Raw genomic sequence first — 24,474 nt, 5'->3', positions numbered from 1 at the left:
GTGCGTCCAGACGAAGACCGCGGCCGCGAGGCGGCGCGTGTGCAGCCATTTCGTCAGGGGGCGGCCCGTGGGGGTCTGCCGTCGTCGTACCGATTCGGTGATCACGTCCCAGTCTTCTTCGGATATGACCCACTGGCTGAGGTCATCCCTGCGCCATCGGTAGTCGATCAGGCGGGGGGTGGTTGTGATGTGGTCGGCAAGGCGGGCGAGGGCTTGTTGGTAGTGCCGTGCATGGTCGTCCGAAGCCTGCCACTGCCTGAGTCTCATGCTTGTGTTATGGGCTGTGCAGGCGTCGAAGCCGAGAGAGATGGCTGCCTCACGACGGGTGCCGCCGTGCGCCATCTGGACGAGACGGATCGCGGCGTCCCTGCGAAGGTGCGGTCCATGCATCGGGACTCCGAGGCCGTGGAGCTGTGCGGTCCATGTGTCCGGGAGGCGTTGAGGGATGTCAGTGGCTGCCAACTTTGTCTGGTGGGTCGTTGGTTGGGGGAACGTGGTCCGTATCCCGGGTCGGCGGATCCGGATGGCGTTTAGTCGTGTTGCCGCGACGGCGCGGAAGCCGGCCGAGCGGTGAGGCTCCATCTGGAGGATCTTCGTCCGCCCCGGCCAGTGAATGCCGCACCGGGCCAGGAGGCCGTCGAGGTATTCGACGGCTTCGGGAGCCGTGAGCGCCTGGGAAGCCAGAGAGATCAAACCCGCGCAGGGGCCGGCTTCCGGCGGCGGGCTGTCGAGCGCACGAATGGTGAAGGCGAGACGTCCGTGCTGCTTGCGGGTGCTCGCCTTCGCCACGAAGGTGGCCATGGCCAAGGCGATGATCCGCCGAGCGATCAGGGACAAGGTCCCGTTCGGATGGGTGACGGCGGATGCCGCCTACGGCTTCAGCAAGGGCTGGCGCCCCGAACTCGAGCAGGCCGATGTCTTCCACGTCATGGCCACCACCCGGCACGACACCGTCGTCACCCGCTGGGCCATCGACCACCCCGTCCACGACCTGTTCCCCGGCCTCCCACGGCAGAAGTGGAAACGCCGCTCGTGCGGCGAGGGGGCACATGGCCCGCGGATCTATGACTGGGCCCGCGTCGAGGTCCGGCCCTGGCACCGCGATGACCGCCGGCACTGGGTCATCGCCCGCCGCAGCGTCAGCAGGCCCGAGGAGATCTCCTACTGCATCGCCTACTGCCCGGCCCAGACCACCCTGGACGAGCTGATCCGCATCGCGGGCAGCCGATGGGCCGTGGAGGAATGCTTCCAGACCGCGAAGCAGGAATGCGGCCTGGACGACTACCAAGTCCACCGCTACCCCGGCTGGCACCGCCACATGACCCTGGCCATGGCCGCCCACGCCTGCCTCACCATCCTGCGCGCCCGCGAACTCGATACGGGAAGGCAGAAACGGATCGCCGGACGGCGTCGTGGCCAGTGGCCAGGATCCTGGTCTTGGGCTGGGTGGGGTTCTTGCCCAGACGGACCGGCCGGCCGTAGCGGCGCCCCCAGTCCTCATCGACCAGATCGTCCAGCAGATGACCAGCGGTGCATGCGACTTCTTCCAGCGCCGCGCGGACCGCCTCGGTGATCAGTTCCAGCGGGTCAGGTCGCGGACCGCCTCGGCGGCCTGCCGGTCCGACGGACCGAGCAGGAACTGCAGCACGCAGACGGTGGCCAGCTGGGCGGGCGAGAGGCCGGGGCGCCCGTCGCGCGGGTACCAGTCGGCGAAGTCCTCGTCACACCACAACCCATCCAGCCGGTCGCGCACCCATATCGCCGTCGTGCCATCCGGGTTGCTCGCCCGCGCGATCTGCGCGGTCAGAGGCGGAACTTGCTCACCGGAACGAGGACGGAGGGCCAGCAGGCACCTCGACGGCTGGATCGCTCATCGGAACCACCCGAGCATGCCCGTTGATCACACTGTCGCGCCGCGAAACTCCAAGATCCCCGACAGAGTCGAGCTTAGCTGTAGGGCGTGGTGATGAACTCGGCCAGGACCGTGCCGCCGGGGTCGAGTGTGTACAGGCCGCGCCCGCCGAATAGGTGGTTGATCTCGCCTTCGCGGATCTTGACCGGGTTCGGCCAGAAGGGGACGGAGTTCTTCTTGAGGCGGGCCAGGATCGCGTCGAACTCTTCGTCGGTTACGAGGAATGCGATGTGGCTTTCGTTGATGCGGTCGGCGGGGACCAAGTCGTCGGCGAAGTCGATGCCGACGTTGTTTGATGTGTTGACCTGCGTGAATCGGCCGTAGTCGAAGGGGGCGGGGGCGGCCATCAGGTCGGCCAGGAACGCAGCGGACTCTCGCCGGTTACGGGAGTGGACGATGAAGTGGTTCAACTCGTTCGGCATCCTGGTTCCTTCAATGTGAGCGGTCCGGCACCCTGGTTGTGCTGTTCGGGGAGGTGAGTTTGTCCCCGAGGATGTCGGCGAGCAGGTCGATCTGGTTCGGGTCGGTGTCGTTGCCCACGAAGACGAGTTCGTCGAGTCCGGCTGCTTCGTGGGCGGTGACGGTTGCGTGGATCACGTCGGCGGTGGTGGCCGCTGTGTCGATGACGGTCCGGACGTAGTCGGGGCCGGCGAAGGCGTAGTAGTCGTTGACGGCGCGGGCGAGGGATCGGTGTGCGTGGCCGCCGAGGGCGAACATCGCCGTGGCCCTGGTGCGCGGACGTCCTTGCCTGCCGGCCTCCTTCCAGCGGCTGTGGAGGCGGGTGGCGAATGTGATGAACTCGTCGATGTCTCCGCCGGTTCCGGCGATCCATCCGGTGCCGTGGGAGGCGATACGCCGCAGCGTCGCCTGCGATGCGCCGCCGAACCACAGTGGCGGTCCTCCGGGGGTGACCGGGGCCGGACCCACCTCCTCTTCACCCCGCCAGATGGCGGTGACGCGTTCCACCAGTGTGTCCAGGGCACGCCCTCGCGTACTGAAGTCCAGGTGGCTCGCCCGGTAGTCGTCTTCGCGGGCTCCGGGAGCGAGACCGAGATGCAGCCGTCCGGCGCCCGCGATCCGGTCCAAGGTCGCCGCGGCCTTGGCGAACAATGCGGGGTTGGTGTGCAGCGGGGCCAGCAGCACGCTGGTGACCAATCGGATGCGTTCGGTGGCCCCGGCTGCCGCGGCCAGTGTGATCAGGGGTTCCGGAGTGGACCAGGCCAGGCGGTCGCTGGCGATCAGCGAGGCGAATCCCCGCTCCTCGGCCCGCCGCGCCCACGTCACCAACGTACGCTCCTCAACTCCGGTGACATGACCCGGCAGCCCTACGCCTATCTCCATTTGCCGTGTCTCTTCCTCGATAACGGACCGGGTGGTGCGTGTCCTTCCACCGCTGCCGCCTTGTGCTTCGTCGACAGCAGCGGAAGGCGTTGTCCGCTCGGCCTCATGACGTGCGTCGGGGTATTTTCAGTTTTCGGTGGCTCAGCTTTTGAGTGTGCCGCCGTACTCCTCCGGGACGAGGTCGGCCTGCTCGGCGCCGCTCCTGATCAGATCGAGGATTGTGTCGGCGGCGCCCTCGGGCGACTGGGGTACCAAGCCGCTGGAGCCCTCCATTTTCAGCGCGCCTGCGACGTCGCCGCGAACCGTCCTGACGAACTCGGTCTCGGTGATCGACGGGAACATCATCGACACGGCGATGTTGTCGTCGGCGAGCTCGACGCGGGCGATAGCCGAGAGCTTGGCGAGGGCGGCCTTGGAGGCGGAGTATGCGCCGGATCCGGGCAGCGACGACCAGATGATCCCGGAGCCCACGTTCACGATGGCCCCGGCTCCCTGCTTGCGCATCTGCGGAAGGACGGCCTGCGTCGCGGTCAGGGGTGCGACGAGGTTGAGTTCGAGGACGGCCCGGAAGTCCTCGGGGTCGATGGCGTCGACGGTCGCCTGCAGCCCCTGGCCTGCGTTGTTCACCAGGACGTCGATCCGCCCGAACTTCTCGATCGCGGCTTCTACGGCCGCCGCGACCTGGACCCGGTCCGTCACATCGCATGGCACGGCCAGGGCCACGGACTCGCCGAGTTCCTTGGCGAGCTGTCGGATGCGTTCCTCGCGGCGAGCGAGGAGCACCACGCGCGCACCGGCGCGGGAGGCGGCGCGTGCGGTGGCCCCTCCGATGCCTGACGACGCTCCGGTCACGAGTACTACGGCTCCGCTGATGTCCATAGGGGATTCCTCATCCATGAGTTGGTGGATTGCCTGAGCAGCGCCACGGCCTTCGAGGCGCGGGGGGCGTCCGCCATTCAATGCTATCAATTGACAGCTATCGAGTAATAGGAAGGTATCCTCGTGGCATGAGCGACGTCAAAGCCGCCAGTCTCCACGAGCTGGCCGACCTGGTCTTCGCCGTGGGGCGGCAGCTTCGGCCCCCGGCGGACCCCGCCTTCGAGCCGTGCACGCCGATCGAGATCAGCGTCATGCGGTTCATCCACCACCACCCCGGCACGTCCGCGCGAGCCGCGTCGGAGGCGACCCTGCTTCCGTCGAGCAACTTCAGCCGGGTACTGCGCGGCCTGGAGAAGAGGGGGCTCGTGGATCGCGTCGTGGACGACCGCAACGCCCGAGGCGTGCGCCTGTACCCCACCGACAAGGCCCACCAGAATCACCAGATCCTCCGCGACAACTGGGACCGGACCCTCCGGGGCATCATCGACGACCCCGCCACCATCGAGATCGTCAATGCCACGCTTCGGCGCATCGAGGATGAACTCATAGCCCGGCGCAGCGGCACGGACGCCGATGGCGCTCAATCCGACTAGCCTCGGGCTTTCGCGAGGTGGGTTGTCCGAAGCTTGATCACAAACGCGAGAAGTGCTCCTGACCTGCAACGATAGGGCTTGTCGAGAGTCCTTTTGGCTGCGAGGAAAGAAGCACTTCCCAGGTGACCGAGCGTATCGGGTCCTACCCGCGTGTCCGTGCTGAGGGCGGTGGCCGGGGAGTGGTTTCACAGGCCGGGGCCAGCGCGATGTCGGCGGCGTTGGCGCCGTGGCGCAAGGCGCGTGCGGTGCATGATCCGGGCAAGATCCTGCTGGACGTGGCGCTCGCGGTCGCGCTGGGCGGGGACTGCCTGGCAGATGTCGAGGTGATGCGGGCTGAGCCGGGCGTATTCGAGCCGGTGGCCTTAGACCCGACGGCCTCCTGGCTGGTCGACCCGCTCGCCCGCGGTGGGAAGCGCGCGCTGACCGCGATCCGCCGGGCTCGTGCCCAGGTCCGCGAGCGTGTCTGGGCCCTGGCCGGGGACGCGCTCCCGACCAGGGCGGACAGGTCTTCCGGGCTTGCCGATGGCCTTGGTCTGCGAACTCATGCTGCCGCTCATCGCTCCGACGGCCTGGGTGATCGACGACGTGTCGGTGCCCAAGGACGGACGAATGTCGGTCGCTGTGGCCCCGCAGTACTGCGGGGCCCTGGGCAAGCGCGCCAACTGCCAGGTCGCGGTCAGCGTCCACGCCGCGACCGACACCACCTCCTGCCCGCTGCGGTGGCGGCTGTTCCTGCCTGGGGAATGGGAGGGGGACCGGTCCTCACCAGCTACGCCGAGCACTACAAGACGGGACGGGCCCACCGAAGCCTTGGCCTGCGAGCACCCGACGACGATCCGAACGTCATCCCCCTGCCCGCTGCCGCGGTCAGGCGCCGCCGGGTACGTGGCGGACTGCTCAACGAGTACCACACCACGCCACCCCGGCTGCCTCACCACCCACAGGAAAGGCCCAGCTCAGCAGCCTAAATGGAATATTGGCACCCTTCACCCACCGCTGACCGTCGGACATCGGACACCCGGGGCAGTGTCGGAGTGGCTTCGCGATCTTGTGGGGTCCTGGTCGGGAACGGGTACGGCCACCGCGTGATCACCGGGGGTTGTGTGGACTCCTGAAGATCGTGCGGTGGCCGCGGGCCTTACTGATCATTTCAGAACGAGACTCGGAGTCGTCTCAAGCAGATGATGCTGCAGGCGAGTCGGAGGAGGCCGCGGTGGAGGTCGGCGCGTATCTCGTAGCGGGTCCGGAGCCGCTTGAATTGGTGGAGCCAGGCGAAGGTGCGTTCTACGACCCAGCGGGTCTTGCCCAGGCCGGAACCGTGGCTGGTTCCCTTGCGGGCGATCTTCGGTGTGATACCTCGGGCCCGGAGGAGACGGCGGTACTTGTCGTAGTCGTAGCCCCGGTCGTTAGCGGGCGGCGGTCATGGATCCCATGAGAAGGACCGCGCGGCGTCTGGTGACTGCCCGGCCCAGGCTCGCCATCATGCGGTTGAGCCGGCCGGAGATGACGCTCGGTGGTGGCGTGCGGCGGTCGAGCGTCCGCAGTGCCGTCGTCACGACCTCCTGGGGGGACTGGCGTTTGGTGCCGCCGTCCGCGGAGTCCGTGCCGATGACGTCGAAGAACTCGGTGCTGGTCGCGCCGGGGGACAGGGCGACCACGCGCAGCCCGGTTTCGAGGGACTCCTGCCACAAGGCTTCGGTGAAGCTCAGCACGAACGCCTTGGCTGCCGCGTAGACGGCCATGTTCGGGGTGGGAAAGTACGCGGCCATGCTCGCGACATTGATCAGCACCCCGGTGCCGGAGGTCCGCAGCGGCTCGATGAACGCCCGGCTGATGTCGACCACACCTGCAACGTCGACGGAGATCTCCTCCCGCAGGCGCTGCGGGTCCTCGGTGTGGAACGGGCCGAAGGTGCCGAAGCCTGCGTTGTTCACGACGCTCGTCACGGTCAGGTCGCGCCGTGCCACTTCCTCAGCGAGGGTCTGGCCTGCCGCAGGCCGGCTGAGGTCGAGAGAGATGGCCGTGGCTTGGACGCCGTGAGCCACCGTGAGTTCGGCGGCCAGTTTGTCGAGCCGTTCCCGGCGTCGGGCGACGAGGATGACGTGGGAGCCACGCGCAGCGATCTGGCGGGCGAACTCTGCTCCGATGCCGGCGCTGGCACCGGTGATGAGGGTGGTCTGGCCTGTGCCGCTCGAAAAGTCGTCGCCGCAGGTGAGGGGGATGCGGTCAGCCGGCTGGGGTCATGCTCTCCGTGATCGTGTCCTTGTTGTACAAGGTGACCCGGAAGCTGCTGACGGTTCCATCGGTGCTCGTGCGTCACGGGACGGCGAAGGACGCGGAACTGCTGGTGCTGCGGCACGAGAACGCGGTCCTGCGTCGCCAGTTGCCCGGACCGGTCCGCTACGAGCCTGCCGACCGGTTCTGGTTCGCCGCCCTGTCCGGGCTGATACCCCGGCGCCACTGGCTCAAGGTCTTCCCTGTCACCCCCGGCACCCTGCTTGCCTGGCACCGCAGGTTCATCGCCGTGAAATGGGACGACACCGCGCGCCGGGGCACCGGTCGCCCACCCACCCCGGCAGCGATCAAGAAACTCGTCCTGCGGCTGGCGAGGGAGAACCCGACGTGGGGGTACCGGCGGATCCAAGGGAACTGACCCGACTCGGGTATCGGATCGCAGCTTCGACGGTCTGGTAGATCCTCAACGCGGCCGGCGTCGACCCCGCGCCACGTCGCTCGGGCCCCACCTGGCGCGAGTTCCTGACCACGCAAGCCGAGGGCATCATCGCGGCAGACTTCTTCCACCTCGACACCGCCCTCGGCAGGCGGTTGTACGCGCCGGTGTTCCTCGAGCACGCCACCCGGCGACCGCACATCACCGGGGTCACCGCCCACCCGACCAGGGACTGGGCGGTGCAGAAGGCGCGGAATCTCCGCCTTGAATCAGGCGGTCTGGCAGGAGGGTGACGGGACGAGCGTGGCCGAGCGCCTGGAACCGTTCAAGGTGGAGTTCCTAGCCGTCGTACGCCGCAGCCTGAGCTGACATCTCAGGTCACAGCCACTCGTTGATCGCGGCAATCAGCACGGTCGCTTCGTAGCGCACGGCCAGCTTGTCATATCTCGTGGCCACCGCCCTATGCCTCTTGAGGCGGTTGATACCGCACTCGACCGCGTGGCGCTCGCGGTAGTCGAACGGGTCGAACTTCGGCGGTCGGCCCCCTCGGGAACCGCGTCTTGCGGGTGCGGGCCTGGTCGGCCTTGTCCGGGATGGTGCAGCGGATCCCACGGGATACGGTTTCGCACCCGGACAGGTGTTCCGTGGCGGGACGTGCCGGAGCGGTACGGACCGTGGGGTCGGGTGTACGACCTGTTCCGCCGCTGATGAGCTGCCGCTTCGTCCACGTCGCCGGACGCCCCGGCTTCTTGCCTTGGGCAACAACGTCTCCAGGACGGCCCACTGCCCATCCGTCAGATCTCCACGCGCCACGAACCGAGATCATCTCACGTCCAAGATCCACTTCCGAAACACGCCCTAGGGCTGCTCGCGGCGTACGGCTGCCCAGTCCCCGCGGACCGTGTTGCGGAAGGTGATCGGGGTGTGGCCGGTGCGGTGGTGGAAGTACTTGCTGAAGTGGGTCGCGCTGGAGAAGCCGAGGCGGTCGGCGATGCGGGCGGCGGCCTGGTCGCTGTGGGCAAGGAGGCGCTTGGCTTCCAGGACGACACGGCGGTCGATGAACTCCTTGGCGCCGAGGCCGGCGGCGGCGAGCGTGGCGCGGGAGAGCGTGCGGACTGAGTAGCCGAGCGTTTCGGCGTAGTCCTCCACCCGGCGGGTGCGCGCGAAGTCCCGTTCCACGGCATCGCGGAAGCGCAGGTAGGTGGCGTCGGGTTCGGGGGCGGGGCTGCCGGCGGGTGCGGTGAGGTGGGCCAGCCGCAGGACGAGGACCGCGAGCAGGTGGCGGAGGGCTGCGGTGTGGATCTCAAGGGGCAGGTGTCCGAGGGCGTGGAACTCGGTGGTGAGGTGGCCGGCGGCCAGCCGCAGGGCCGCTTCGTCGTCGGGGAGGGGGCGGCGCAGGATCGGGGCGTGCGGGTCTTCTGTGCGAGCGCCGTGTGTGGTGGCCGGGTCGAGGAAGTCCTGGCCAAAGAGGACCAGGGTGCCGTCGGCGTTGGTGAGGTCGCCCCACTGCTGGACCTGCCCAGGGCGTACCCAGAGCCAGGAGCCGGGGTCGAGGGCGTAGGCGGTGAAGTCCACCGTGTGCCACAGGGTCCCGCCGGTGAGGGTGATCAGGTGGTGGAAGCCCGGGCGCTGGGGGGCCACGAGCCGCTCTGCGGGGACCCGGTGGCGCAGGTCTGCGAGGGACAGCACCTCTACGCCGGCGGGGGTGCCGGCGGGCGCGGCGAAGGAGATCTCCGGGATGCCGCGATCGGCATCGTGTCGCTTTTTGACCATGGTGAGTCGCCAGCGTATCCGATTCGACCTGTTCATCGCCCATAACGTGAAGGTGTCAGCCCGTCCGGAGCCGAGCCGATGTCGGAAAGAAGTAAGAGAGGAGGAGTGTGGCGCCTTCGGCGGAGCGTGTCGCCGAGGACAACGCCCACGGGGCCGGACAGCGGCCGGCCGGATGACGCGCCCACGCCTGCTTCCGTGCGTTGAGCCGCCTGCGCCCGACCACAACCTGCCAAGCCTCCACTACGACCTGACCTTGCAAGGAGAACCGTCATGAGCAACGCCAAGAACACCGTCCTGACCGCAGCCGGCGAGCTGTTCGGAAAGAAGGACCCGAGCGCGGTGGACCGCTGGGCCGCCGCCGACTACCGCCAGCACAGCGCCCTGGCCGCCGACGGCCCCGAGGCTCTGCGCCAGCTGGTCGCCGGCCTGCCGGAGGGCTTCCGGTACGAGGGCGCCCGTGTGATCGCCGACGGCGATCTGGTCGTCCTGCACGGCACATACCACGGCTTCGGTCCCGTCCCGCTGGTTGCCTTCGACATCTTCCGCGTCGACGCCGACGGCAAGCTCGGCGAGCACTGGGACGCCCTGACTCCGCTGGTCGAGGACACGACCTCCGGTCGCTCCCAGACCGACGGCCCCACCGAGCCGGGCGACCAGGACAAGACCGAGGCCAACCGTGCCTTGGTGGGGGAGTTTGCCGAGAAGGTCCTCAAGGGTGCCGACTACTCGGTACTGACCGACTACATCTCGACCGAGACCTACCACCAGCACAACCCGGAAGCGGCCGACGGCCTCGACGGCTTCGGCGCCGCCGCCGCGAAGTGGGCCGAGCAAGGCAAGAACCTCGTCTACAAGACCGTCCACAAGGTCATCGCCGACGGTGACTTCGTCCTGCTCCAGTCCGAGGGCGAGTTCGGCGTTCCCGTCGCGTACTACGACCTCTTCCGCGTCCAAGACGGCAAGATCGTCGAGCACTGGGACGTCGTCGTCCCCGTGCCCGCCGAACTCCCGCACTCCAACGGCCTGTTCTGACACCGGACCGGCACTCCCGCCGAGGTGGCCCCCGGCCTGACCACGCCCCCGTGCTCCACCAGCGAACGGGTGAGGGCACTACGGCGTGCCGTGCGGCGGACGTATTCCCTACGACCCGTCACGTGCCCCACTGCCCGGAGGACAACCGTGTACGCGACCGCACTGCCGATCGCCGCCTACCGCGCCGCCGTCGCCCTGGACGAGCCGTTCCGGCCCGCCATCTGCCATGATCTGGACCAGCGGTCCGCCGGCCTGGTCCGCGAGGCGCTCGGCCTGCTGGGCCATGACCCGGTGGCAGTGAGGGCCGGGCTGCGCCCCGGCGCGGCGGACCGGCTCGACGATGCCGCCGCCCGGCGACTCCTGCGCGCTGTGCTGACCGTCCGGGAGGCAGGCCCTCTGCCCAGCGGGACCGCCCGGGTGCTGGATGCGCTCCTGTCCAGCGAACGCCTGGCGCGCGGCACCACCGACGCCGCCTCGCTGCCCACCATCCGCAACACACTTCCCCACACCACGTACCGGGCCGCCGACCGTACGGCGCTCTGGCAGGGCGACATCACCACCCTCGGCGCCGATGCCGTCGTGAACGCCGCCAACAGCGCCCTGCTCGGCTGCTTCGCCCCGATGCACCCGTGTATCGACAACGCCATCCACGCCGCGGCCGGCCCCCGCCTGCGCGCCGACTGCCACACGATCATGACCCGGCAGGGCCATCCGGAACCGACCGGCACCGCCAAGATCACCCGCGGTTACCATCTGCCCGCCCGCTACGTCCTGCACACCGTCGGCCCCATCGTCGACGGCCCTCTGCGCCCGGTGCACGATCGGGCGCTGGCGGCCTCGTACCGTGCTTGTCTCGACCTCGCCGTTGAGGTCGACGGCCTACGCACCGTCGCGTTCTGCGGCATCAGCACCGGCGTCTTCGGCTACCCCCGGAAGCCCGCTGCCCGCGTCGCCCTGGACACCGTGGCCGACTGGCTCGGGACCCACCCCGGACGCCTCGACCGCGTGATCTTCAACGTGTACGCGGACGACGACCACGCCGCCTACACCCACGCACTGACCGAAGGGACCCCGTCCCGATGAACCAGCCCATCTTCGACCTGCCAGCCGCCGTCGGCACGATACGTACCTGGCTCACGGAGGCCGACCGCGTCCTGATCACCGCCGGGGCCGGCCTGAGCGCCGCCGCCGGGTACGACTACGGTGACGAGGACCGCTTTCAGCAGCTCTTCCCCGCCCTGCACCGCCGCGGCCTGCGCTCCCGCTACATGGTCGGTGTGCCCCTGCCGCCGGCCCTGCTGTGGGGCTACTGGGCCGTCCATATCGACGACGTTCGCTTCTCCACCGCCCCCAACCCCCTTTACCAGCGGCTGCGCGCACTGGTCGACGGCAAGGACCACTGGGTGATGACGTCCAACGTGGACGGTCTCTTCGCCCGGGGTGGCTTCGCTCCCGACCGGATCTTCACCCCGCAGGGTGACTACGGCCGTTACCAGTGCAGCGCCCCCTGCACCCCCGCCACGTGGGACAGCCGCCCTCTCGTCGGACAGCTCCTCGCCGCCTACGACCCGGCCACCGGCGCCGTCACCGACCCCGATGCCCTGCCCCGATGCCCGAACTGCGGAGGCGAGGCCGAGATCAACGTCCGCATCGGCCCCCAGTTCGTCGACACCCCGTACCTCCCCGCGGGCCACCGCCTCCAGGAGTGGCTGGACACGGCACCCGCCGACACCCGCCTGCTGATCCTGGAGTTCGGCGCCGGATTCAACACCCCCGGCGTAATCCGACGGCCTGACGAACACCTCGCCCGCCACTTCCCCGCCGCACGCCTCGTCCGTGTCAACCCCGACCGTCCCGAAACCCCCGCCGACCTCGCCGATCGGGCCCTGCCGGTCCCCGTCGGCGCGGACCACCTGCTGGACATACTCACCGCGCCGCACCCGGCGCCCGACCCTACGGTGACACCATGAGCGCCCCGGAAAAGAACAAGGCCGCGGCCAAAGCGTTCTACGACCTGATGTTCAACCAGTGCCGCCCGGCCGAGGCCATCGACCAGTTCGTCGGTGACACCTACATCCAACACAACCCGCACGTCGCCGATGGTAAGCAGGCGTTCATCGACTACTTCGAACGCATGGCCGCCGAATATCCCGGCAAGCGCGTTGAATTCAAGCGCGCCTTTGCCGAAGGCGACCACGTCATCCTGCACTGCCACCAGATCTGGCCCGACGAGGAGTACGCGGGCATCGACATCTTCCGCTTTGATGCTGGCGGCAAGATCGTCGAACATTGGGATGTCCTCCAGATCATCCCGCCCACCTCCAAGAACGACAACACAATGTTCTGAGACCTGCTCCGCGACGAGCTCGACGCCAGCATCGAAGGCGCCCTGTGGGGCTCGAATATTCATCGCGCACCTCAGGTGGCATACGGGTGCTCATCGGGTATCGAGCCGGGATCGTGTTCGCGCGGTGTTGACGCGTTGTTTTGTGCGGGAGGCGTTCGCCTCCGGGCTTTGGATGGTGCCTGGTGCCCGCGGTGAGACTACGCGATGCGGGCGCACGGTGTTCCGCTGCAGGCCCTGTAGGTGCCGAGAAGTACGTCCGTGCAGGTCATGCGACGTGGTGGTACTCGTGGAGGATGCCGCTGAGGCGGTCGCGTCGGTGGATGTCGAGGTGCGCGAGCCTGTCCGGTTGGACGACCGGCGCGGGCAGCGGGCGGAGAGGCGCGGCGCCCTTGAGAGTGCGGTGGGGTCTGTGATCGCTGTAGAACTGCTCGTACTCGCGTAGTGCGTGGAGCAGGTGGGTCTTGTTCCATATGAGGGTGCGGTCGAGGAGCTCGGCCCGGCATGACCGCACCCACCGTTCTGTGATGGCGTTCATGCGGGGTATCCGGATGCCGGTCTGGATGACCTTGATGTCCTCGGCCTGCAGGACTGCGTCGAAGGCAGTTGGGTAGCGGACGTCCCGGTCCCGGATCGGGTATTTCGCCCTGGCGTTTGCGTGGTGGAGGTCGATGACCATGTTCCGGGCGAGTTGGGTCACCCGTGCCGCGGTCGGGTGGGCGGTTGCGCCGGGGATGCGGATGCGTCGGCTGGCGTGTTCGATGACGGCGAGGACGTACAGCGTCGCCCCGGTCAGGGTCTTGGTTTCGAAGAAGTCGGCGGCGAGGATGGCGTCGGGCTGCGAGGGTAAGAAGGCCGCCCGGGTTGTGTGTTCCGGCTCGGGTGCGGGCGGGATGCCGTGTTCTTTGATGATGCTCCATACCGTGGAGGCGGTGACCTTGATACCGAGGGCGGAGAGCTCGCCGTGCACGCGCCGGTAGCCCCAGCTCGGATTCTCCCGTACGAGGCGCAGAACCAGGATCCGGACGGAGCGGACGGTACGTGCTCGGCCACGGCGTTTGAGACGGGAGGCCTTTGCGTGGCGGCGGCGGAGCAGGTCGCGGTGCCGGCGCAGGAGAGTGTCCGGAGAGACGATCAGGCGGAGCCCGGCGGAGCCGTGCTCGCGAAAAGCGGTGTAGCAGGGCCGCGAGGAGTGTCCGGTCGGGCCAGGTCAGCTGCGGGCGGTCTACCGTGCGCTGCAGCACGGCGACTTGGTGGCGCAGCGTCAGGATCTCCAGATCTTTCTCGCGATCGCTCATCGGCACGAGCCGCATGAACGTGAGCAGTCAAGCATCTCGCGGTCGGTGCGGATGGGCTACACCCGGTCTTGGCCCAGGGGAGGGGAGAAGCGATCGCGTTGACCTTTCTCCAAGCTCACCGACGGCGCGACCTGCACGGAGGTAATGTCCGGCACCTACAGGGTCCGGGCGCCGCCCGCCGGGGTGTAGGGACGTGCGGTGGTGCGTTGCCGGGCGCTAGCTCGGAGCTGGTTGACGCCGGTGGAGATCGTCGCCGGTCTGACCGACGCCCTCACCCGTGCCCGCTCCGCCCACACTCCCAACGTCTGGGCGCCCCTGGGGCCGGACCTCCCTTACTTCCGGCTGCGGTTCACCGATGGATCCTGGCTTGGCCTGCGCTTTCTCGAATCGGAGGACGCCGCCGGACGAGCCCTCGATGCCTGCCGCGGATTCTCTTGAGTCACCTTTACGGCCACCGGTGCCTCCGCTGCGGTTTTTCATAAATTGGCACGCTCTCGTCATCTGCGACGCCGGGCGCAGCGAGCTGAATTTGAGTACCCGTACTCAGGCCGCCGTCACTGTTTCGTGAAACTGTGGTGACGTGGCGAGAAGCAGGACTGCCCGCGGAGTGAAGGGCACGCTCGTGTCGGCTGCGGCGGCCATCGTCTGTTACTGGGTGTGGGCCTCCTTGCTGGAGTGGGCGGACGACGTAGCCGAGGCCAGTGGGCGCGTGATGGGCGCCGGGTGGTTCGAGGGCCTTATCGCATTGATCACGGGCTTCCTGTCGATGCCGGTTCTGTTGTGGGCGGGGATGCGGCTGCTGGGTGAGCGGGGCAACCATCTGCTCGTCCTGGTCGGGGCCGTGGCATGGTTGATCATTGGTGGTCACGTGGCCGACGGCTTCGTCAGCGTCACGACCACTGCCGCGCTCCTCGCCCTCTTTGCGGTGCTCGGCGGTCTGCTGTCTCTGGTCGAACTTCCGGGAGAGTGATCGGCCGGGAGCAGTCCTCCTGAAGAGCGCCGGGGCACGTCTCCTCTGCCAGCGCGAAGAGGGCGGAACCGCGACCTGCCGTGCAGTCAGCTGTACGGCTAACTCCGCCTGCGCGGAGGATCGCCCGAGCAATCCGGAGGTCAAGTCAGCACGATCGGGTTGGTGAGAGCGGCCATATAGCCACGGGGATGGCGTACCTCGATCCTGACAAACGCCGAGTCTTCCGAGGTGGTGTGCCACTCTGCGGTACCCACGCCGGAGTCTGGCAGCGATTCGCGGTGGACTTTGCCCCGGTCGGTGTGGAAGCTGACCGTCGCCGATGGGACACCGCGTATGTGCGCGCGGACTATGACGGGTTCCCCGTGGGTTGCCAGGCGTTCGCCGATCCCCGCGTTGTGGTCGGCGGCGACGGCCGTGAGCGACAGATCGACGGCAGCTGATTCGGTGATCCAACTGCGGCCCACACGGATTCCCGCGAGGACGGCCGGCGTGCTCAGATCCTCGGCGAACACGACGGTGTGCGGGATGCCGATCTGACCTTCAAGGTGGGTGTCGCTGTTGCCCATGGCCGACTGCCAGCGCCCCGCGTGTATTCCCTCCGCCAGTCCTCGCCCCCACTCGGCGAGGGCGGCCTCGTTGTCGGCGTTCCACGGCCGGTCCGACGTCCACAGCCCGTTCCATACCTCGACCACATCGAGGTCTTGGTAGGGGTACATGAAGCTGCCTGAAGGATAGGGCGCGTGCGGGTGCGCGGCCACGCACAGTCCACCGGATTCGCGGACCTTGTCCAGGCATCGGCCGATGAGTTTGTCCCCCACGCGATAGTCCCAGTCGATCACCTGGCCCGGGGCGATGCCGAGAGCGAGCCAGTGCCCGGTCTTGGTGGTCACCTCCTCACCCAGGAGCACCAAGAAATCATCTGCGGCATGGCGCCCCCAGGCACTATGCGCGCTCGAGGAGTTGTGCTCCGTGGTGGCGATGAAGTCGAGTCCCACTGTGCGAGCGTCGGCTGCCAGCTGCTCAGGAGTGAGCTCACCGTCCGAGTACACGGAGTGGATGTGGCAATCTCCGCGATACCAGCTGGCTCCTCGGCCACGCGCTTGCCTAGGTGGGAATCCCGAGTCCGGCATCGCTCTCCTCGTCTACGACGGCCCAACCGCCAGACGAACGAGCCCAGTCGACACAGTGTTCCCAGCGCCGACTTGGCGCGCATACGCATCGAGCACACCCGCTCGGCCGCATTCTGACTCCGCCAAGGCCCGCCAGGACATGGCCGCCCGAGAGTCATTCATCAATTCCGACTGGAACAACCTGCCCGAGTGCCGGAAGACTCACCGCCGTCGCCGTCATCATCCCCGGAGTCGTCGGCCAGGTTGCCCACCTCGCGCAGGAAGCCGATGAGCGGGATGGCGGCCGCCTCAGCTCGCCCGCAGAGCCGGGGGGAAAGCAGGCTCCGCCGGTGCTCCGCCCAGGGGCTCACCTCCGCTTGCGCGGAGAGTCGATCACCCGGGTTCCCGCTCGACGGCGCCGCCGTGCGGGCGCCGGGCCGTCACCATGCATCGCCGCCGGACCTCCTTCGCCCCGACGGCTGTCGCAGCCACGAGTCGAGAGCTGCGTAGTCGCCATCGGTGAGGCCGAGGCGGGGATCGACTCGGTGGAGCAGGGCGTGTCCCGGATGGTGGGCGGCGACCCAGGCCTGATCAGTGTCAGTGACCTCGTCATCGACCCAGACGAACGACCGCCCCGCCGCCCATTCGACGAGGGCGCGGGTCTTCCAGTGCAATCCGTTGCGTACGTCCTGGTCATCGATGTCGGACGGCCCTGGCCAGGCCACCACGGCCAGCTGCGGGAGGCCGATCAGCGGAGCGATGTACTCGTTGGCGTCATCCATCCATGTCGTGGCCCAGACCACCTCGCACGGAAGCGCAGCCAGCTTGGGCCCGTGCTTGGGATTGATCCTGGTCAGGAGCGGATTCGCGTCGTGTTCACGCGGATCGCCTGTCGCATAGGTCGGATACTGCTGCGGCTCCGCGCCGAATGGGATGAGCGGTCCGTCGACATCAAGGAACATCAGCGGAAGCCGCACAGAGCCAGTCACAGCAGCACAGGATAGCGACGGCACCACCATCGGTCGCCTCGATGAGGAGGGGCTGACCTCCGCCCCTGTTGCCTGCCGACTCAGGCGAGATCACAGAACCTCGTCGGAGACCGTGCCGCTATGGTGAACATCCACGGGCCTCAAGATCCGCAACTGCTGCCCAAAACAGCAATGGAAGTCATCGTGGACGGCTATCCGTACCTTCCCCTCGAGGGACCCAGTCCTGAGCGGGCTCCTGGCGCTACCGGCAGGCCAGGGTCTGAGACTGAACTTTACGGAACAGACAGCCTGGGACCGCGCTCGCGGCCGCCGTGGTGACCGCTGCCTGACCGTCCCGCATCTGGCGAAGCGCTGGCAGTGTGCCGAGGCGGAGGCGCGGCGGGCGTATGCGACCGAGCAGAACGTCGCTGGTCCGGCGTGATGGACCGGTTCCATTCCGTGCCGATGGCACGGTGGGCGGTGTCCTTCGGGCACACCGGCGCCAGCTCCCTGATCGGCCTGCCCTGCTCGCCGCCATGGTGGGGACGGGCCTGCCCTTGGCGTCTTTTCCCTGGTCACATCCGTGTTAGCCGGATGTTAGCGGGGCGGCACGATTGCGGTAGTGGCTCCGGTCAGAGTTGTTGTCGTACCGAGCAGACCACGACACCGACCGCTCTGGGGGACCCGAAATGCGCTCCAACACCACTGCCCGCATCGCCCGCCGCCGCACCCGCCGCGTCGCCGCCGCGGTCCTGACCGCAGCCGCCGCCCTGACCCTGACGGCCTGCAACGGCTCGGACAGCGGTGACACGAAGTCCGCGGGCCAGGCCGACACGGCCCCGGCCGGGTCCAGCGGCTCCTCTGGTTCTTCCGGCGGTGCGCAGGGTTCCGACGCCAAGGCCAAGGGGGGCTCGGAGGCGGGCACCGCGGAGGATCAGTCGGGTGGCGGGCAGGCCGCCACCGAAGGCGGCGGCAGGGCGCACGCGGGCGTCGAGCGCTGCCGCACCGAAAACCTGGAAGCCGCGTTCGCCACGGGTGAGGACGCGCTCCCGGTCCCGAACGAGGACGGGGAAGGCGGGACGACCGCCACCATCGTCCTGATGAACAAGGGCTCCTACTCCTGCAAGCTCGGCGGTTTCCCCGGTGTGGACCTGACCTCGATCAACGGCGGCGAGCGCTGGTCCCTGGTCCGCTCCTCGCAGAAGTGGAGCTCTGTGGAGGTGGCGGCCGGCCAGAGCACCGAGTTCACTCTCAACCTCGCCTTCACCAAGGAGGAAGAGGGCTTCTACCAGCCGGCCTGGGTCGAGATCACCCCGCCCAACGAGACCAAGGCCCTCAAGATCGAGTGGCCCTGGGAGACCGACACCCTCGTCGACCAGCGCAGCGCCACCCACCCCGGCACCTTCGTCAACCCCATCGGCTGACCAGCTCACAGACTGTGCCAGGAAGGCCCACTACACCGCTGCCCTGGTGTGTGACGCACCAGGGCAGCGGACTTTCCGTTGTCAGAGGCTCGCGCTGAGCCAGCCGTTCCCGCGTACACGTGAGCCCCGGACCACCGGTCCGGGGCTCACCTGCGTTTGAGCTCTTACGCCGTGCCGTTCCTCCAGGGACCGCAACGCCAGTAGGTTCCTTCGTCACGGTCGCCGATGCATGCCCTGACGTGGACGATGGTCCCTTCGGGGACGTTGTAATCCCGCCCATTTGCAGAGCCGGACTGCTTATCGGACCACACCACGACTTCCGGAGCGGAGTCTCCTCGCACGTCGCCGAGCAGGACACCGTGCCGGTTGTCCAAGCCGCACACCTTGCGGATGCTGAAGTGGTCGTTGGTATGCGTGAAGCGTCCTTGCGCACCGATGGGGCAGTGCTCGTAATCGGATCCGGACATCGAATAGCTGCTGTTCGTTCCCGCCAAGGCGGGGGATGTCAGCAGGCCGAACGCAAGAAGACCTGCTGCGCCTACGGTGAATAAACGAGCTGGCCAGCGATGGTTCATTGAAACCCTCCCCCTTTTGATCCGTCACTTTGCATACTCCCGCAAAGTCAAGACATAGTAAAGTGCGTGTTTTGGGCGTCAAGCGTGGATCGCCGCGGGCCTGACGACGTCGCCATGGGGCTGCTCCTTCACCCTGTGCGGCTCCCGACCGGGCCGACCGCCTCCGCCCGTGGGGAAGCCAGGCCGATGAGGACGTGACCCCGGCAGCTGATGGGGCTGAGTGCCTGTTTCGAACTAGGCGGTCAGGCTTTGATGGTTGGGTAGGTCTCGAACTGGTTGTTCGTGTGTGTTGTTCCGGTGGAGGGGGCGCCATGGAGCCGCTGGCGGCTGGGGATCCGGTGCGTGTGAGCGATTTCGTGTTGCGTGGCCGGCTGGGCGCCGGGGGGATGGGGACGGTATATCTGGGCCGGTCGCCGGGTGGGCGGGCGGTGGCGGTGAAGATCGTGCATCCGCATCTGGCGGTGCAGGCGGAGTTCCGGCGTCGTTTCCGGGTGGAGGTCACCGCCGCGCGGGCGGTCAGCGGCGCGTTCACCGCGCCGGTCGTGGCGGCGGGCCCGGAGGACGATCCGCCGTGGATCGCGACGGTCTACATTCCGGGGCCGTCCCTGGCCGAGGCCGTAGCCACAGCCGGCCCGTTGCCGGAGGACGCGCTGTGGCCGCTGGCGGCGGGGCTGGTCGAGGCATTGCAGGCCATCCACCGCGAGGGCCTGCTCCACCGCGATCTCAAGCCGTCGAACGTGCTGCTGGCCGCGGATGGCCCACGCGTGATCGACTTCGGGATCTCCCGGGCGATGGACAGCACCGCGCTGACCGGGGCCGGCACGACGATCGGCACTCCGGGGTTCATGCCGCCGGAGCAGGTGGAGGACCACCCGGTGGGTCTGGCCGGCGACGTCTTCTCCCTCGGAGCCGTGCTCGCCTTCGCCGCCAGCGGCAGCGAACCTTTCGGCCAGGGCCCGCCGCTGGCCATCCTGCACCGCGTCGTCACCGGAGAGCCACGGCTGGACGGGCTGCCGGACCCGGTACGCGCCCTGGTCATCGCGTGCCTGGCGAAGAAGCCGGCCGACCGGCCCACCCCCGCGCAACTCCTCGAACGGATCGCCGCACACTGGGATGCGCCCGACGACTTCCCTTTCACCCCGCTCTGGCCGGAGGCCGTGACCACCCTCATCGACACACACGCCACTCCCGCCACCGCGCGGTACACCGAGCCCGTCATCACACCGCCCCTGCTCCATTCCGCGCCCACGATCACCGCACGCCAACGGGACGCCCCCGAACCAACAGGCCACACGGCCGGCCCCACCGGGGACTCCGCGCGCGTGCCCCAGCCCGCCCGTCCCCGCGCGCTGCGCCGCCGCCGCCGACACGCCTTGAAGCTCGGGGAAGCGGGGGAGCACGAGGAGGCCGCGCGTCTGCTGGCCGAACTCGTCGCGGACTGCATGCGCCTGCGGGGACCCGATCACCGCGACACCCTTTACCTCCGAGTCGAGCATGCAGGCCACCTCGGGGACGCGGGAGAGCATGCGGAGGCCGCGCGGCTGTTGGCCGAACTCATCCCGGGCTTCACGCGCCTGCGGGGACCCGACCACCGCCTGACCCTTAACCTCCGCCACCTCCACGCCCATCACCTCGGGGAAGCGGGGGAGCACGCGGAGGTCGTGCCGCTGTTGGCCGAACTCGTCGCGGACCAAACACGCGTGCGGGGACCCGGCCACCCCCACACTCTTCATGTCCGCTTCCGGCACGCCCTGCATCTCGGACAGACGGGGGAACACGCGGAAGCGGCCCGCCTTCTGACCGGCCTCATCGCCGACCGGACCCGCGTGCAGGGACCCGACTCCCGTCAAACCCTGGACACCCGCCTCCTCCACGCCTACTGCCTCGGAGTAGCGGGGGAGCATGCGGAGGCCGCACGCCTGCTGGCCGAGCTCATCGCGGACAACGCGCGTGTACGGGGGTCCGACGACCCCGAGACCCTGGGCACCCGCTTCCTTCACGCCTGCTGCCTCGAAGAAGCGGGGGATCACGCGGAGGCCGCACGCCTGCTGGCCGAGGTCGTGGCCGACTCGGCACGCGTCCTGGGTCCCGATCACCCCGACACCCTGAGCGCTCGGTCGTTTTCAGACCGCTGGAGCGAGTGAGGAGGCCTCACGGCTGGCTGTGGTAAGCGGCCGCCGCGGGTGATGCACGGACCATGCCTCCGCTTGGGCGGCGATTGTCATCGCCCGACCTCACGCCGGGCGAGCTCCTTGAGCTCCATGCGCGCGGCCGGTGTGGCCGATGGCCCATACCAGTACGGGTGTCCGGCGATCTGTCTCGACAGGTCCTGTCGCCGATCGGCACCTGTCGTTGGCGGTCGCCGACAGCAGGTGCCCTCTGTGCGGGTGGGATGTCGTGCGCGGCGAGGCCGGGCCAGCACGTTGGCCCGGTGAAGTCGAGCTGGCCCTTTCCAGGACAACGGCCGCCGCGCCGGCCAGCTGGAAGAGGTCCGCTTCACCGACATCGAGCACATCGAGTTCGACCTGTAGCAGCCGCATCGGTAAGCAGCGCCCCGGGCGCCGACAAGGCGCTCATCGCCCGGTCGGCGGAGGTCGAAGAGACCGCCGCCGCGGCGGGCCTTGACTCGCTCCTGATCGAGCTGTTGAAGATCCGCATCTCCCAGATCAACGGCTGCGTGTTCTGCCTGTGCATGCACACCCGCGACGCTCTGAAGAAGGGCGAAAACCACGACAGGATCGCCGTGCTGCCCGGGTGGGAGGAGACCGGCTACTTCTCCGAGGACGAAGGCTCGCACGAGTGAGGCCACCGCGGACGCGGTGACGTCCTTCGTCCACCGGCCGGTGTGCCACCCGCTGCACTCCAGCTCGAACCGGTGCACGCCGTGCGCGTGCTCCACCTCGCGCGCTACGGCTGCTGGTTGCCAGCGCCTTAGAGCGCGTGTCCTATGTGGTGATGGGTCATTGGACTCAACATGGGGCGGGGCGGGGTACGTGGAGTTGGATTGTTCCGGACGGGTTGTGGGAGATCGCGGAGCCGCTGATCCCGTCTTCCAAGGTGCGGGCGCAGGGCGGCGGGAGTCAGGACACCCCTGGAGTCAGGACGCTGCCGATGATCACCATGGTGGGCTACGCGGCAGGGCTGCTCCTCGTGGTGCCCGTCCTGGGAAAGGCCGGGCTGCATCGGCTGATGCGCTGGCTGGACTCGGGCAGGCTGATCGCCCTGGCGCTGGCAGCATCTGCGACCGGCTACCCGGTGTTCGCAACGGCATCGGTGCTGCTGGGAGCAACGAGCGTGCTGGCGCAGATCCTGATGCCCGCAGCCGCGTCGCTGGCGCCGCGGGAGGCCGTGGGACGCACAACTGCGCGCATCACGGCTGGCCTTTTCGGCGGCATCGTAGGTGCCCGCGTCATCGCTGGGGTGCTCGACGGTGTCCTCGGCTGGCGTTCGGTGTATGTGCTGTCGGCGCTGATGACGCTAGTCGTGCACCTCGCGCTGCGCCGGTTGCCCGAGCCGCCCGTGCGCAACGGGCTGGGCTACCGGGTCCTTCTGGCGTCGCTTCTTCCGCTCCTTCGAAGTGAGCCCGGTCTGCGACGGGCGGCGCTCACCGCGGCTGCCGGTTTCGCCGCCTTCAATGTCTTCTGGACGGCGGTGACGTTGTATGCGATCGGTCCGGCGCACAGCTGGTCGACGACCAGCGCGGGGCTGCTTGGCTTGGTGGGCGTCGTAGGCACCGCCACGGTGCTGGCCATCAGCCGGTTCCTCGACCGGAGAATGCAACGGGGCCTCGCCGTGGGCGCCGCCAGTGTGTTGGCTCTCGGCCTCCTCATCGCTGGCCTGTGGGGCTTGTCGGCCGGCGCGCTCATCGTCGGGGCGCTGCTGCTGGACTCCGGTGCACGCGTGAGCAATGTCGCCAATCAGACGCAGGCCCTCAGGCAGCGTCCCGAGGCGCGCGCACGCCTCAACACCCTCTACATGACCGCCTACTTCGCAGCCGGATCCGTCGGTTCCGCGGCGGGGGCGCTGCTGTTCGCGCACGTCGGCTGGACCTTCACCGCCCTGGTCGCCGCGGCCCTGGCCGCGCTCGGTGCCGCGCTCGCAGCCAGGACATAGCGAGTGGTTCGACAGCCTCCTCGATGCCGAATAGTCCCATCGGCCCGCCCGCCTGCACAGCAGGCTCGTGCCTGCAATCTAAGATCACGGTGCTCAATGCACAATGCGGGCACATCGACGGTGCGCTGGTGGGAATGCGACACCGGTTCAACAGTTCTAAACTGGTTCATCAGGGGAGGCGAGCAGGGGTGCCGCGGCACCGGTGATCCCCGTGCTCGCACCCACGGCGGCATCTGGCCTGTTCCACCTCTTCACCCCGCCCCCGTCGAAGCCCGCGAGCCGGTCGACGGGTTACCAAGGGCGGTCGAACCAGCGTCGGCCCCGCACAAGCCGACCCGGCTCCAGCCGTGGCCCTCACTAAAGGAAGCAAGCAATGAGTGATTCGAAGAAGGTCCTGTCCGATCTGGTCCTGTCCACCTCGACGGAACACGCGCCGCTCGACGCGCCTTGGGACGCAATCGACATCGCCGACTGGCTGTTGAACCTTCCGGACAAGGAATACCAGCGGTGCTGTCCGCCCGACCACAAGGCGGCCGGTTACACCACGACCGACGACGGTCGGCCGATGTCGATCAACGTGGAGATGATCGGCACCGGGCTCGTGGTCCAGCACTACGTGGCCGAGACCACCGAGAAGCACCACTGCCACATGGTGTCCCTGTCCGATGTGCTCACTCCGCATGGCTGGACGACGGTCCAGGTGATCTGGGACCTGTCGGCCAAGGACAACGGCGACGGCACCCTCACCTACACCAACCAGGTCACCAGCTACCCGACCCAGGAGTTCATGGAGTTCAACGAGAAGAACGGGGTCACCTTCGAGGAGGCCGCGGCCGCACGGCAGGCCGCCTCCGGTGATCACAACAGGCGGGAAACTCCGCTGTTCGCCGCGAGCATCGCGCGCCACGCCCTGGAACGGAGCTCACGGTGACCGATCAGCCCGGCGTGCATGCCCCACCCCCGTCGCCCCGCGAAATGGCCCGTGCCTTCACCCCGGCCCTCACCGAGTTGGTGGAAGACCCCCTGTACAGCGAGGTGTGGGCAGATCCCACTCTCAGTCCCCGGGACCGCAGCATCGCCACCGTCGCCGCGGTCGTGGCGCTCTACCGCCCCGAAGAGCTGCCCGCGCAGCTGCGGCGCGCCGTCGACAACGGCGTGACACCGGCCGAACTCGGGGCGATCATCACGCACATCGCGTTCTACGCAGGCTTTCCCGCAGCCATCAGCGCCTCGGCCATCGCGGCCCGCACGCTCCTTGACTGAGAACGCACACACCGCGTCCCACGGACACCCCCATTGCCGTCCTTCCACGGTCGTCGAGAACCGTATCTGCGCCTCCCGCGCAGCAGGAGTCCCGATGGCGACAGACGATGGCCGGATGGTTCGCCGCGGTCGCGGCAGCCCGCTTCCTGGCAGGCGTTCTGCCTCTTCGGCTTCGCGCCTGCCGTCCTCGCCTGCTGCATCTCGTTTGT

General features: G+C 68.3%; 24 protein-coding genes and 7 pseudogenes. 20 read left to right on the top strand and 11 right to left on the bottom strand.

The features are described 5' to 3' along the window. The first annotated feature begins 613 nt into the window (after window positions 1-613). A pseudogene (locus ACFYOY_RS33325) lies at window positions 614-1,482 on the top strand (IS701 family transposase). 91 nt (window positions 1,483-1,573) lie between these two features. On the opposite strand, the gene ACFYOY_RS33320 reads toward ACFYOY_RS33325, so the two are convergent. The 4 genes from ACFYOY_RS33320 to ACFYOY_RS33305 all read right to left on the bottom strand — a co-directional run bounded on the left by ACFYOY_RS33320 (window position 1,574) and on the right by ACFYOY_RS33305 (window position 4,132). Next, window positions 1,574-1,753 carry a transposase gene (locus ACFYOY_RS33320; protein ID WP_351901246.1) on the bottom strand — a complete coding sequence of 60 codons (180 nt, stop codon included), beginning with the start codon at window positions 1,751-1,753 and terminating at the stop codon, window positions 1,574-1,576. A 194-nt stretch (window positions 1,754-1,947) separates the two neighbouring features. Next, complete coding sequence (locus tag ACFYOY_RS33315; RefSeq protein WP_351901248.1) at window positions 1,948-2,334, bottom strand: VOC family protein; 387 nt, start codon at window positions 2,332-2,334, stop codon at window positions 1,948-1,950. Between the two features lie 10 nt (window positions 2,335-2,344). Beyond that, the gene (locus ACFYOY_RS33310; RefSeq protein ID WP_351901250.1) at window positions 2,345-3,253 is read right to left on the bottom strand and encodes an LLM class flavin-dependent oxidoreductase; all 909 of its coding nucleotides are present in this window, start codon (window positions 3,251-3,253) and stop codon (window positions 2,345-2,347) included. 141 nt (window positions 3,254-3,394) lie between these two features. Then, window positions 3,395-4,132, bottom strand: coding sequence for an SDR family NAD(P)-dependent oxidoreductase (locus ACFYOY_RS33305; protein WP_351901252.1), 738 nt, complete (start codon window positions 4,130-4,132; stop codon window positions 3,395-3,397). 128 nt (window positions 4,133-4,260) lie between these two features. Here ACFYOY_RS33305 and ACFYOY_RS33300 point away from each other — a divergent pair, with 128 nt between their 5' ends. The 3 genes and pseudogenes from ACFYOY_RS33300 to ACFYOY_RS33290 all read left to right on the top strand — a co-directional run. Then, entirely contained in the window at window positions 4,261-4,725 is a 465-nt protein-coding gene (locus tag ACFYOY_RS33300; RefSeq protein WP_093468103.1) for a MarR family winged helix-turn-helix transcriptional regulator, read from the top strand. Between the two features lie 122 nt (window positions 4,726-4,847). Continuing rightward, window positions 4,848-5,233, top strand: a pseudogene (locus tag ACFYOY_RS33295) (IS1380 family transposase); the annotation flags it as partial. Window positions 5,234-5,280: 47 nt separating this feature from the next. Continuing rightward, window positions 5,281-5,481 (top strand): annotated as a pseudogene (locus tag ACFYOY_RS33290) (transposase); the annotation flags it as partial. A gap of 394 nt (window positions 5,482-5,875) precedes the next feature. On the opposite strand, the pseudogene ACFYOY_RS33285 reads toward ACFYOY_RS33290, so the two are convergent. Further along, window positions 5,876-6,130, bottom strand: a pseudogene (locus ACFYOY_RS33285) (transposase); the annotation flags it as partial. A gap of 1 nt (window position 6,131) precedes the next feature. Then, window positions 6,132-6,848, bottom strand: a complete 717-nt coding sequence (locus ACFYOY_RS33280; RefSeq protein ID WP_388591330.1) for an SDR family NAD(P)-dependent oxidoreductase — start codon at window positions 6,846-6,848, stop codon at window positions 6,132-6,134. Between ACFYOY_RS33280 and ACFYOY_RS33275 the strand changes: the two genes are divergently transcribed. The 3 genes and pseudogenes from ACFYOY_RS33275 to ACFYOY_RS33265 all read left to right on the top strand — a co-directional run. After that, on the top strand, window positions 6,762-6,980 hold the full coding sequence (locus ACFYOY_RS33275; RefSeq protein WP_388591209.1) for a hypothetical protein: 219 nt from the start codon (window positions 6,762-6,764) through the stop codon (window positions 6,978-6,980). The genes ACFYOY_RS33280 and ACFYOY_RS33275 overlap by 87 nt on opposite strands. Then, window positions 6,968-7,378 (top strand): integrase, encoded by a 411-nt coding sequence (locus ACFYOY_RS33270; RefSeq protein WP_388591207.1) that lies wholly within the window; start codon window positions 6,968-6,970, stop codon window positions 7,376-7,378. The genes ACFYOY_RS33275 and ACFYOY_RS33270 overlap by 13 nt, the downstream gene beginning before the upstream one ends. Window positions 7,379-8,005: 627 nt before the next feature. Further along, window positions 8,006-8,101: pseudogene (locus ACFYOY_RS33265) on the top strand (transposase); the annotation flags it as partial. A gap of 153 nt (window positions 8,102-8,254) precedes the next feature. Here ACFYOY_RS33265 and ACFYOY_RS33260 read toward each other — a convergent pair. Beyond that, window positions 8,255-9,169, bottom strand: a complete 915-nt coding sequence (locus ACFYOY_RS33260; protein ID WP_351901355.1) for an AraC family transcriptional regulator — start codon at window positions 9,167-9,169, stop codon at window positions 8,255-8,257. Between the two features lie 270 nt (window positions 9,170-9,439). Between ACFYOY_RS33260 and ACFYOY_RS33255 the strand changes: the two genes are divergently transcribed. The 4 genes from ACFYOY_RS33255 (at window position 9,440) to ACFYOY_RS33240 (ending at window position 12,548) form a co-directional block, all read left to right on the top strand. Continuing rightward, complete coding sequence (locus ACFYOY_RS33255; protein ID WP_388591205.1) at window positions 9,440-10,201, top strand: nuclear transport factor 2 family protein; 762 nt, start codon at window positions 9,440-9,442, stop codon at window positions 10,199-10,201. Between the two features lie 147 nt (window positions 10,202-10,348). Next, window positions 10,349-11,284, top strand: coding sequence for a protein-ADP-ribose hydrolase (locus tag ACFYOY_RS33250; RefSeq protein ID WP_351901259.1), 936 nt, complete (start codon window positions 10,349-10,351; stop codon window positions 11,282-11,284). After that, on the top strand, window positions 11,281-12,171 hold the full coding sequence (locus ACFYOY_RS33245) for an NAD-dependent protein deacetylase of SIR2 family (protein ID WP_351901260.1): 891 nt from the start codon (window positions 11,281-11,283) through the stop codon (window positions 12,169-12,171). The genes ACFYOY_RS33250 and ACFYOY_RS33245 overlap by 4 nt, the downstream gene beginning before the upstream one ends. After that, window positions 12,168-12,548, top strand: coding sequence for a nuclear transport factor 2 family protein (locus ACFYOY_RS33240; protein WP_351901262.1), 381 nt, complete (start codon window positions 12,168-12,170; stop codon window positions 12,546-12,548). The genes ACFYOY_RS33245 and ACFYOY_RS33240 overlap by 4 nt, the downstream gene beginning before the upstream one ends. Window positions 12,549-12,813: 265 nt before the next feature. Here the strand turns inward: ACFYOY_RS33240 and ACFYOY_RS33235 are convergent. Next, window positions 12,814-13,858 (bottom strand): annotated as a pseudogene (locus tag ACFYOY_RS33235) (integrase core domain-containing protein). A 225-nt stretch (window positions 13,859-14,083) separates the two neighbouring features. Here ACFYOY_RS33235 and ACFYOY_RS33230 point away from each other — a divergent pair. Both ACFYOY_RS33230 and ACFYOY_RS33225 read left to right on the top strand, forming a co-directional pair. Then, a complete protein-coding gene (locus tag ACFYOY_RS33230; RefSeq protein WP_388591343.1) occupies window positions 14,084-14,281 on the top strand; it encodes a hypothetical protein in 198 nt (65 codons plus the stop codon). A gap of 169 nt (window positions 14,282-14,450) precedes the next feature. Beyond that, window positions 14,451-14,813, top strand: a complete 363-nt coding sequence (locus tag ACFYOY_RS33225) for a hypothetical protein (protein WP_351901266.1) — start codon at window positions 14,451-14,453, stop codon at window positions 14,811-14,813. A gap of 140 nt (window positions 14,814-14,953) precedes the next feature. Here ACFYOY_RS33225 and ACFYOY_RS33220 read toward each other — a convergent pair whose 3' ends face one another. After that, window positions 14,954-15,943 (bottom strand): CehA/McbA family metallohydrolase, encoded by a 990-nt coding sequence (locus ACFYOY_RS33220; protein ID WP_388591202.1) that lies wholly within the window; start codon window positions 15,941-15,943, stop codon window positions 14,954-14,956. A 419-nt stretch (window positions 15,944-16,362) separates the two neighbouring features. Continuing rightward, the gene (locus tag ACFYOY_RS33215) at window positions 16,363-16,911 is read right to left on the bottom strand and encodes an HAD domain-containing protein (RefSeq protein WP_388591328.1); all 549 of its coding nucleotides are present in this window, start codon (window positions 16,909-16,911) and stop codon (window positions 16,363-16,365) included. Between the two features lie 668 nt (window positions 16,912-17,579). On the opposite strand from ACFYOY_RS33215, the gene ACFYOY_RS33210 reads away from it, so the two are divergent. Beyond that, on the top strand, window positions 17,580-18,314 hold the full coding sequence (locus tag ACFYOY_RS33210) for a DUF4232 domain-containing protein (protein WP_388591200.1): 735 nt from the start codon (window positions 17,580-17,582) through the stop codon (window positions 18,312-18,314). A gap of 164 nt (window positions 18,315-18,478) precedes the next feature. On the opposite strand, the gene ACFYOY_RS33205 is transcribed toward ACFYOY_RS33210, so the two are convergent. Then, window positions 18,479-18,889 (bottom strand): hypothetical protein, encoded by a 411-nt coding sequence (locus tag ACFYOY_RS33205; RefSeq protein ID WP_351901274.1) that lies wholly within the window; start codon window positions 18,887-18,889, stop codon window positions 18,479-18,481. A 311-nt stretch (window positions 18,890-19,200) separates the two neighbouring features. Here ACFYOY_RS33205 and ACFYOY_RS33200 point away from each other — a divergent pair, with 311 nt between their 5' ends. The 6 genes and pseudogenes from ACFYOY_RS33200 (at window position 19,201) to ACFYOY_RS33175 (ending at window position 24,265) form a co-directional block, all read left to right on the top strand. Next, complete coding sequence (locus ACFYOY_RS33200; protein WP_388591198.1) at window positions 19,201-21,033, top strand: protein kinase; 1,833 nt, start codon at window positions 19,201-19,203, stop codon at window positions 21,031-21,033. A gap of 306 nt (window positions 21,034-21,339) precedes the next feature. Then, a pseudogene (locus ACFYOY_RS33195) lies at window positions 21,340-21,420 on the top strand (XRE family transcriptional regulator); the annotation flags it as partial. Between the two features lie 44 nt (window positions 21,421-21,464). Then, window positions 21,465-21,692: a carboxymuconolactone decarboxylase family protein gene (locus ACFYOY_RS33190; RefSeq protein ID WP_388591326.1), complete on the top strand. Its 228-nt coding sequence runs from the start codon at window positions 21,465-21,467 to the stop codon at window positions 21,690-21,692. A gap of 308 nt (window positions 21,693-22,000) precedes the next feature. Then, window positions 22,001-23,002 carry an MFS transporter gene (locus ACFYOY_RS33185; protein WP_388591196.1) on the top strand — a complete coding sequence of 334 codons (1,002 nt, stop codon included), beginning with the start codon at window positions 22,001-22,003 and terminating at the stop codon, window positions 23,000-23,002. 373 nt (window positions 23,003-23,375) lie between these two features. Continuing rightward, the gene (locus ACFYOY_RS33180) at window positions 23,376-23,933 is read left to right on the top strand and encodes a hypothetical protein (RefSeq protein ID WP_351901282.1); all 558 of its coding nucleotides are present in this window, start codon (window positions 23,376-23,378) and stop codon (window positions 23,931-23,933) included. Next, entirely contained in the window at window positions 23,930-24,265 is a 336-nt protein-coding gene (locus tag ACFYOY_RS33175; RefSeq protein ID WP_351901284.1) for a carboxymuconolactone decarboxylase family protein, read from the top strand. The genes ACFYOY_RS33180 and ACFYOY_RS33175 overlap by 4 nt, the downstream gene beginning before the upstream one ends. Window positions 24,266-24,474: the final 209 nt, after the last annotated feature.

The sequence above is a fragment of the Streptomyces sp. NPDC007875 genome (assembly GCF_042868035.1).
GTDB classification, from domain to species: Bacteria; Actinomycetota; Actinomycetes; order Streptomycetales; family Streptomycetaceae; genus Streptomyces; species Streptomyces antimycoticus.
The sequence above is the reverse complement of the archived record's forward strand: the minus strand, read 5'-3'. Positions and strand labels throughout refer to the sequence as shown.

Bases quoted from the DNA above. Each gene is read 5' to 3' on its own strand.
- ACFYOY_RS33315 (WP_351901248.1), bottom strand. From the start codon at position 2,334: ATGCCGAACGAGTTGAACCACTTCATCGTCCACTCCCGTAACCGGCGA.
- ACFYOY_RS33310 (WP_351901250.1), bottom strand. From the start codon at position 3,253: ATGGAGATAGGCGTAGGGCTGCCGGGTCATGTCACCGGAGTTGAGGAG.
- ACFYOY_RS33305 (WP_351901252.1), bottom strand. From the start codon at position 4,132: ATGGACATCAGCGGAGCCGTAGTACTCGTGACCGGAGCGTCGTCAGGC.
- ACFYOY_RS33300 (WP_093468103.1), top strand. From the start codon at position 4,261: ATGAGCGACGTCAAAGCCGCCAGTCTCCACGAGCTGGCCGACCTGGTC.
- ACFYOY_RS33270 (WP_388591207.1), top strand. From the start codon at position 6,968: ATGCTCTCCGTGATCGTGTCCTTGTTGTACAAGGTGACCCGGAAGCTG.
- ACFYOY_RS33260 (WP_351901355.1), bottom strand. From the start codon at position 9,169: ATGGTCAAAAAGCGACACGATGCCGATCGCGGCATCCCGGAGATCTCC.
- ACFYOY_RS33255 (WP_388591205.1), top strand. From the start codon at position 9,440: ATGAGCAACGCCAAGAACACCGTCCTGACCGCAGCCGGCGAGCTGTTC.
- ACFYOY_RS33245 (WP_351901260.1), top strand. From the start codon at position 11,281: ATGAACCAGCCCATCTTCGACCTGCCAGCCGCCGTCGGCACGATACGT.
- ACFYOY_RS33240 (WP_351901262.1), top strand. From the start codon at position 12,168: ATGAGCGCCCCGGAAAAGAACAAGGCCGCGGCCAAAGCGTTCTACGAC.
- ACFYOY_RS33220 (WP_388591202.1), bottom strand. From the start codon at position 15,943: ATGCCGGACTCGGGATTCCCACCTAGGCAAGCGCGTGGCCGAGGAGCC.
- ACFYOY_RS33210 (WP_388591200.1), top strand. From the start codon at position 17,580: ATGCGCTCCAACACCACTGCCCGCATCGCCCGCCGCCGCACCCGCCGC.
- ACFYOY_RS33205 (WP_351901274.1), bottom strand. From the start codon at position 18,889: ATGAACCATCGCTGGCCAGCTCGTTTATTCACCGTAGGCGCAGCAGGT.
- ACFYOY_RS33200 (WP_388591198.1), top strand. From the start codon at position 19,201: ATGGAGCCGCTGGCGGCTGGGGATCCGGTGCGTGTGAGCGATTTCGTG.
- ACFYOY_RS33185 (WP_388591196.1), top strand. From the start codon at position 22,001: ATGATCACCATGGTGGGCTACGCGGCAGGGCTGCTCCTCGTGGTGCCC.
- ACFYOY_RS33180 (WP_351901282.1), top strand. From the start codon at position 23,376: ATGAGTGATTCGAAGAAGGTCCTGTCCGATCTGGTCCTGTCCACCTCG.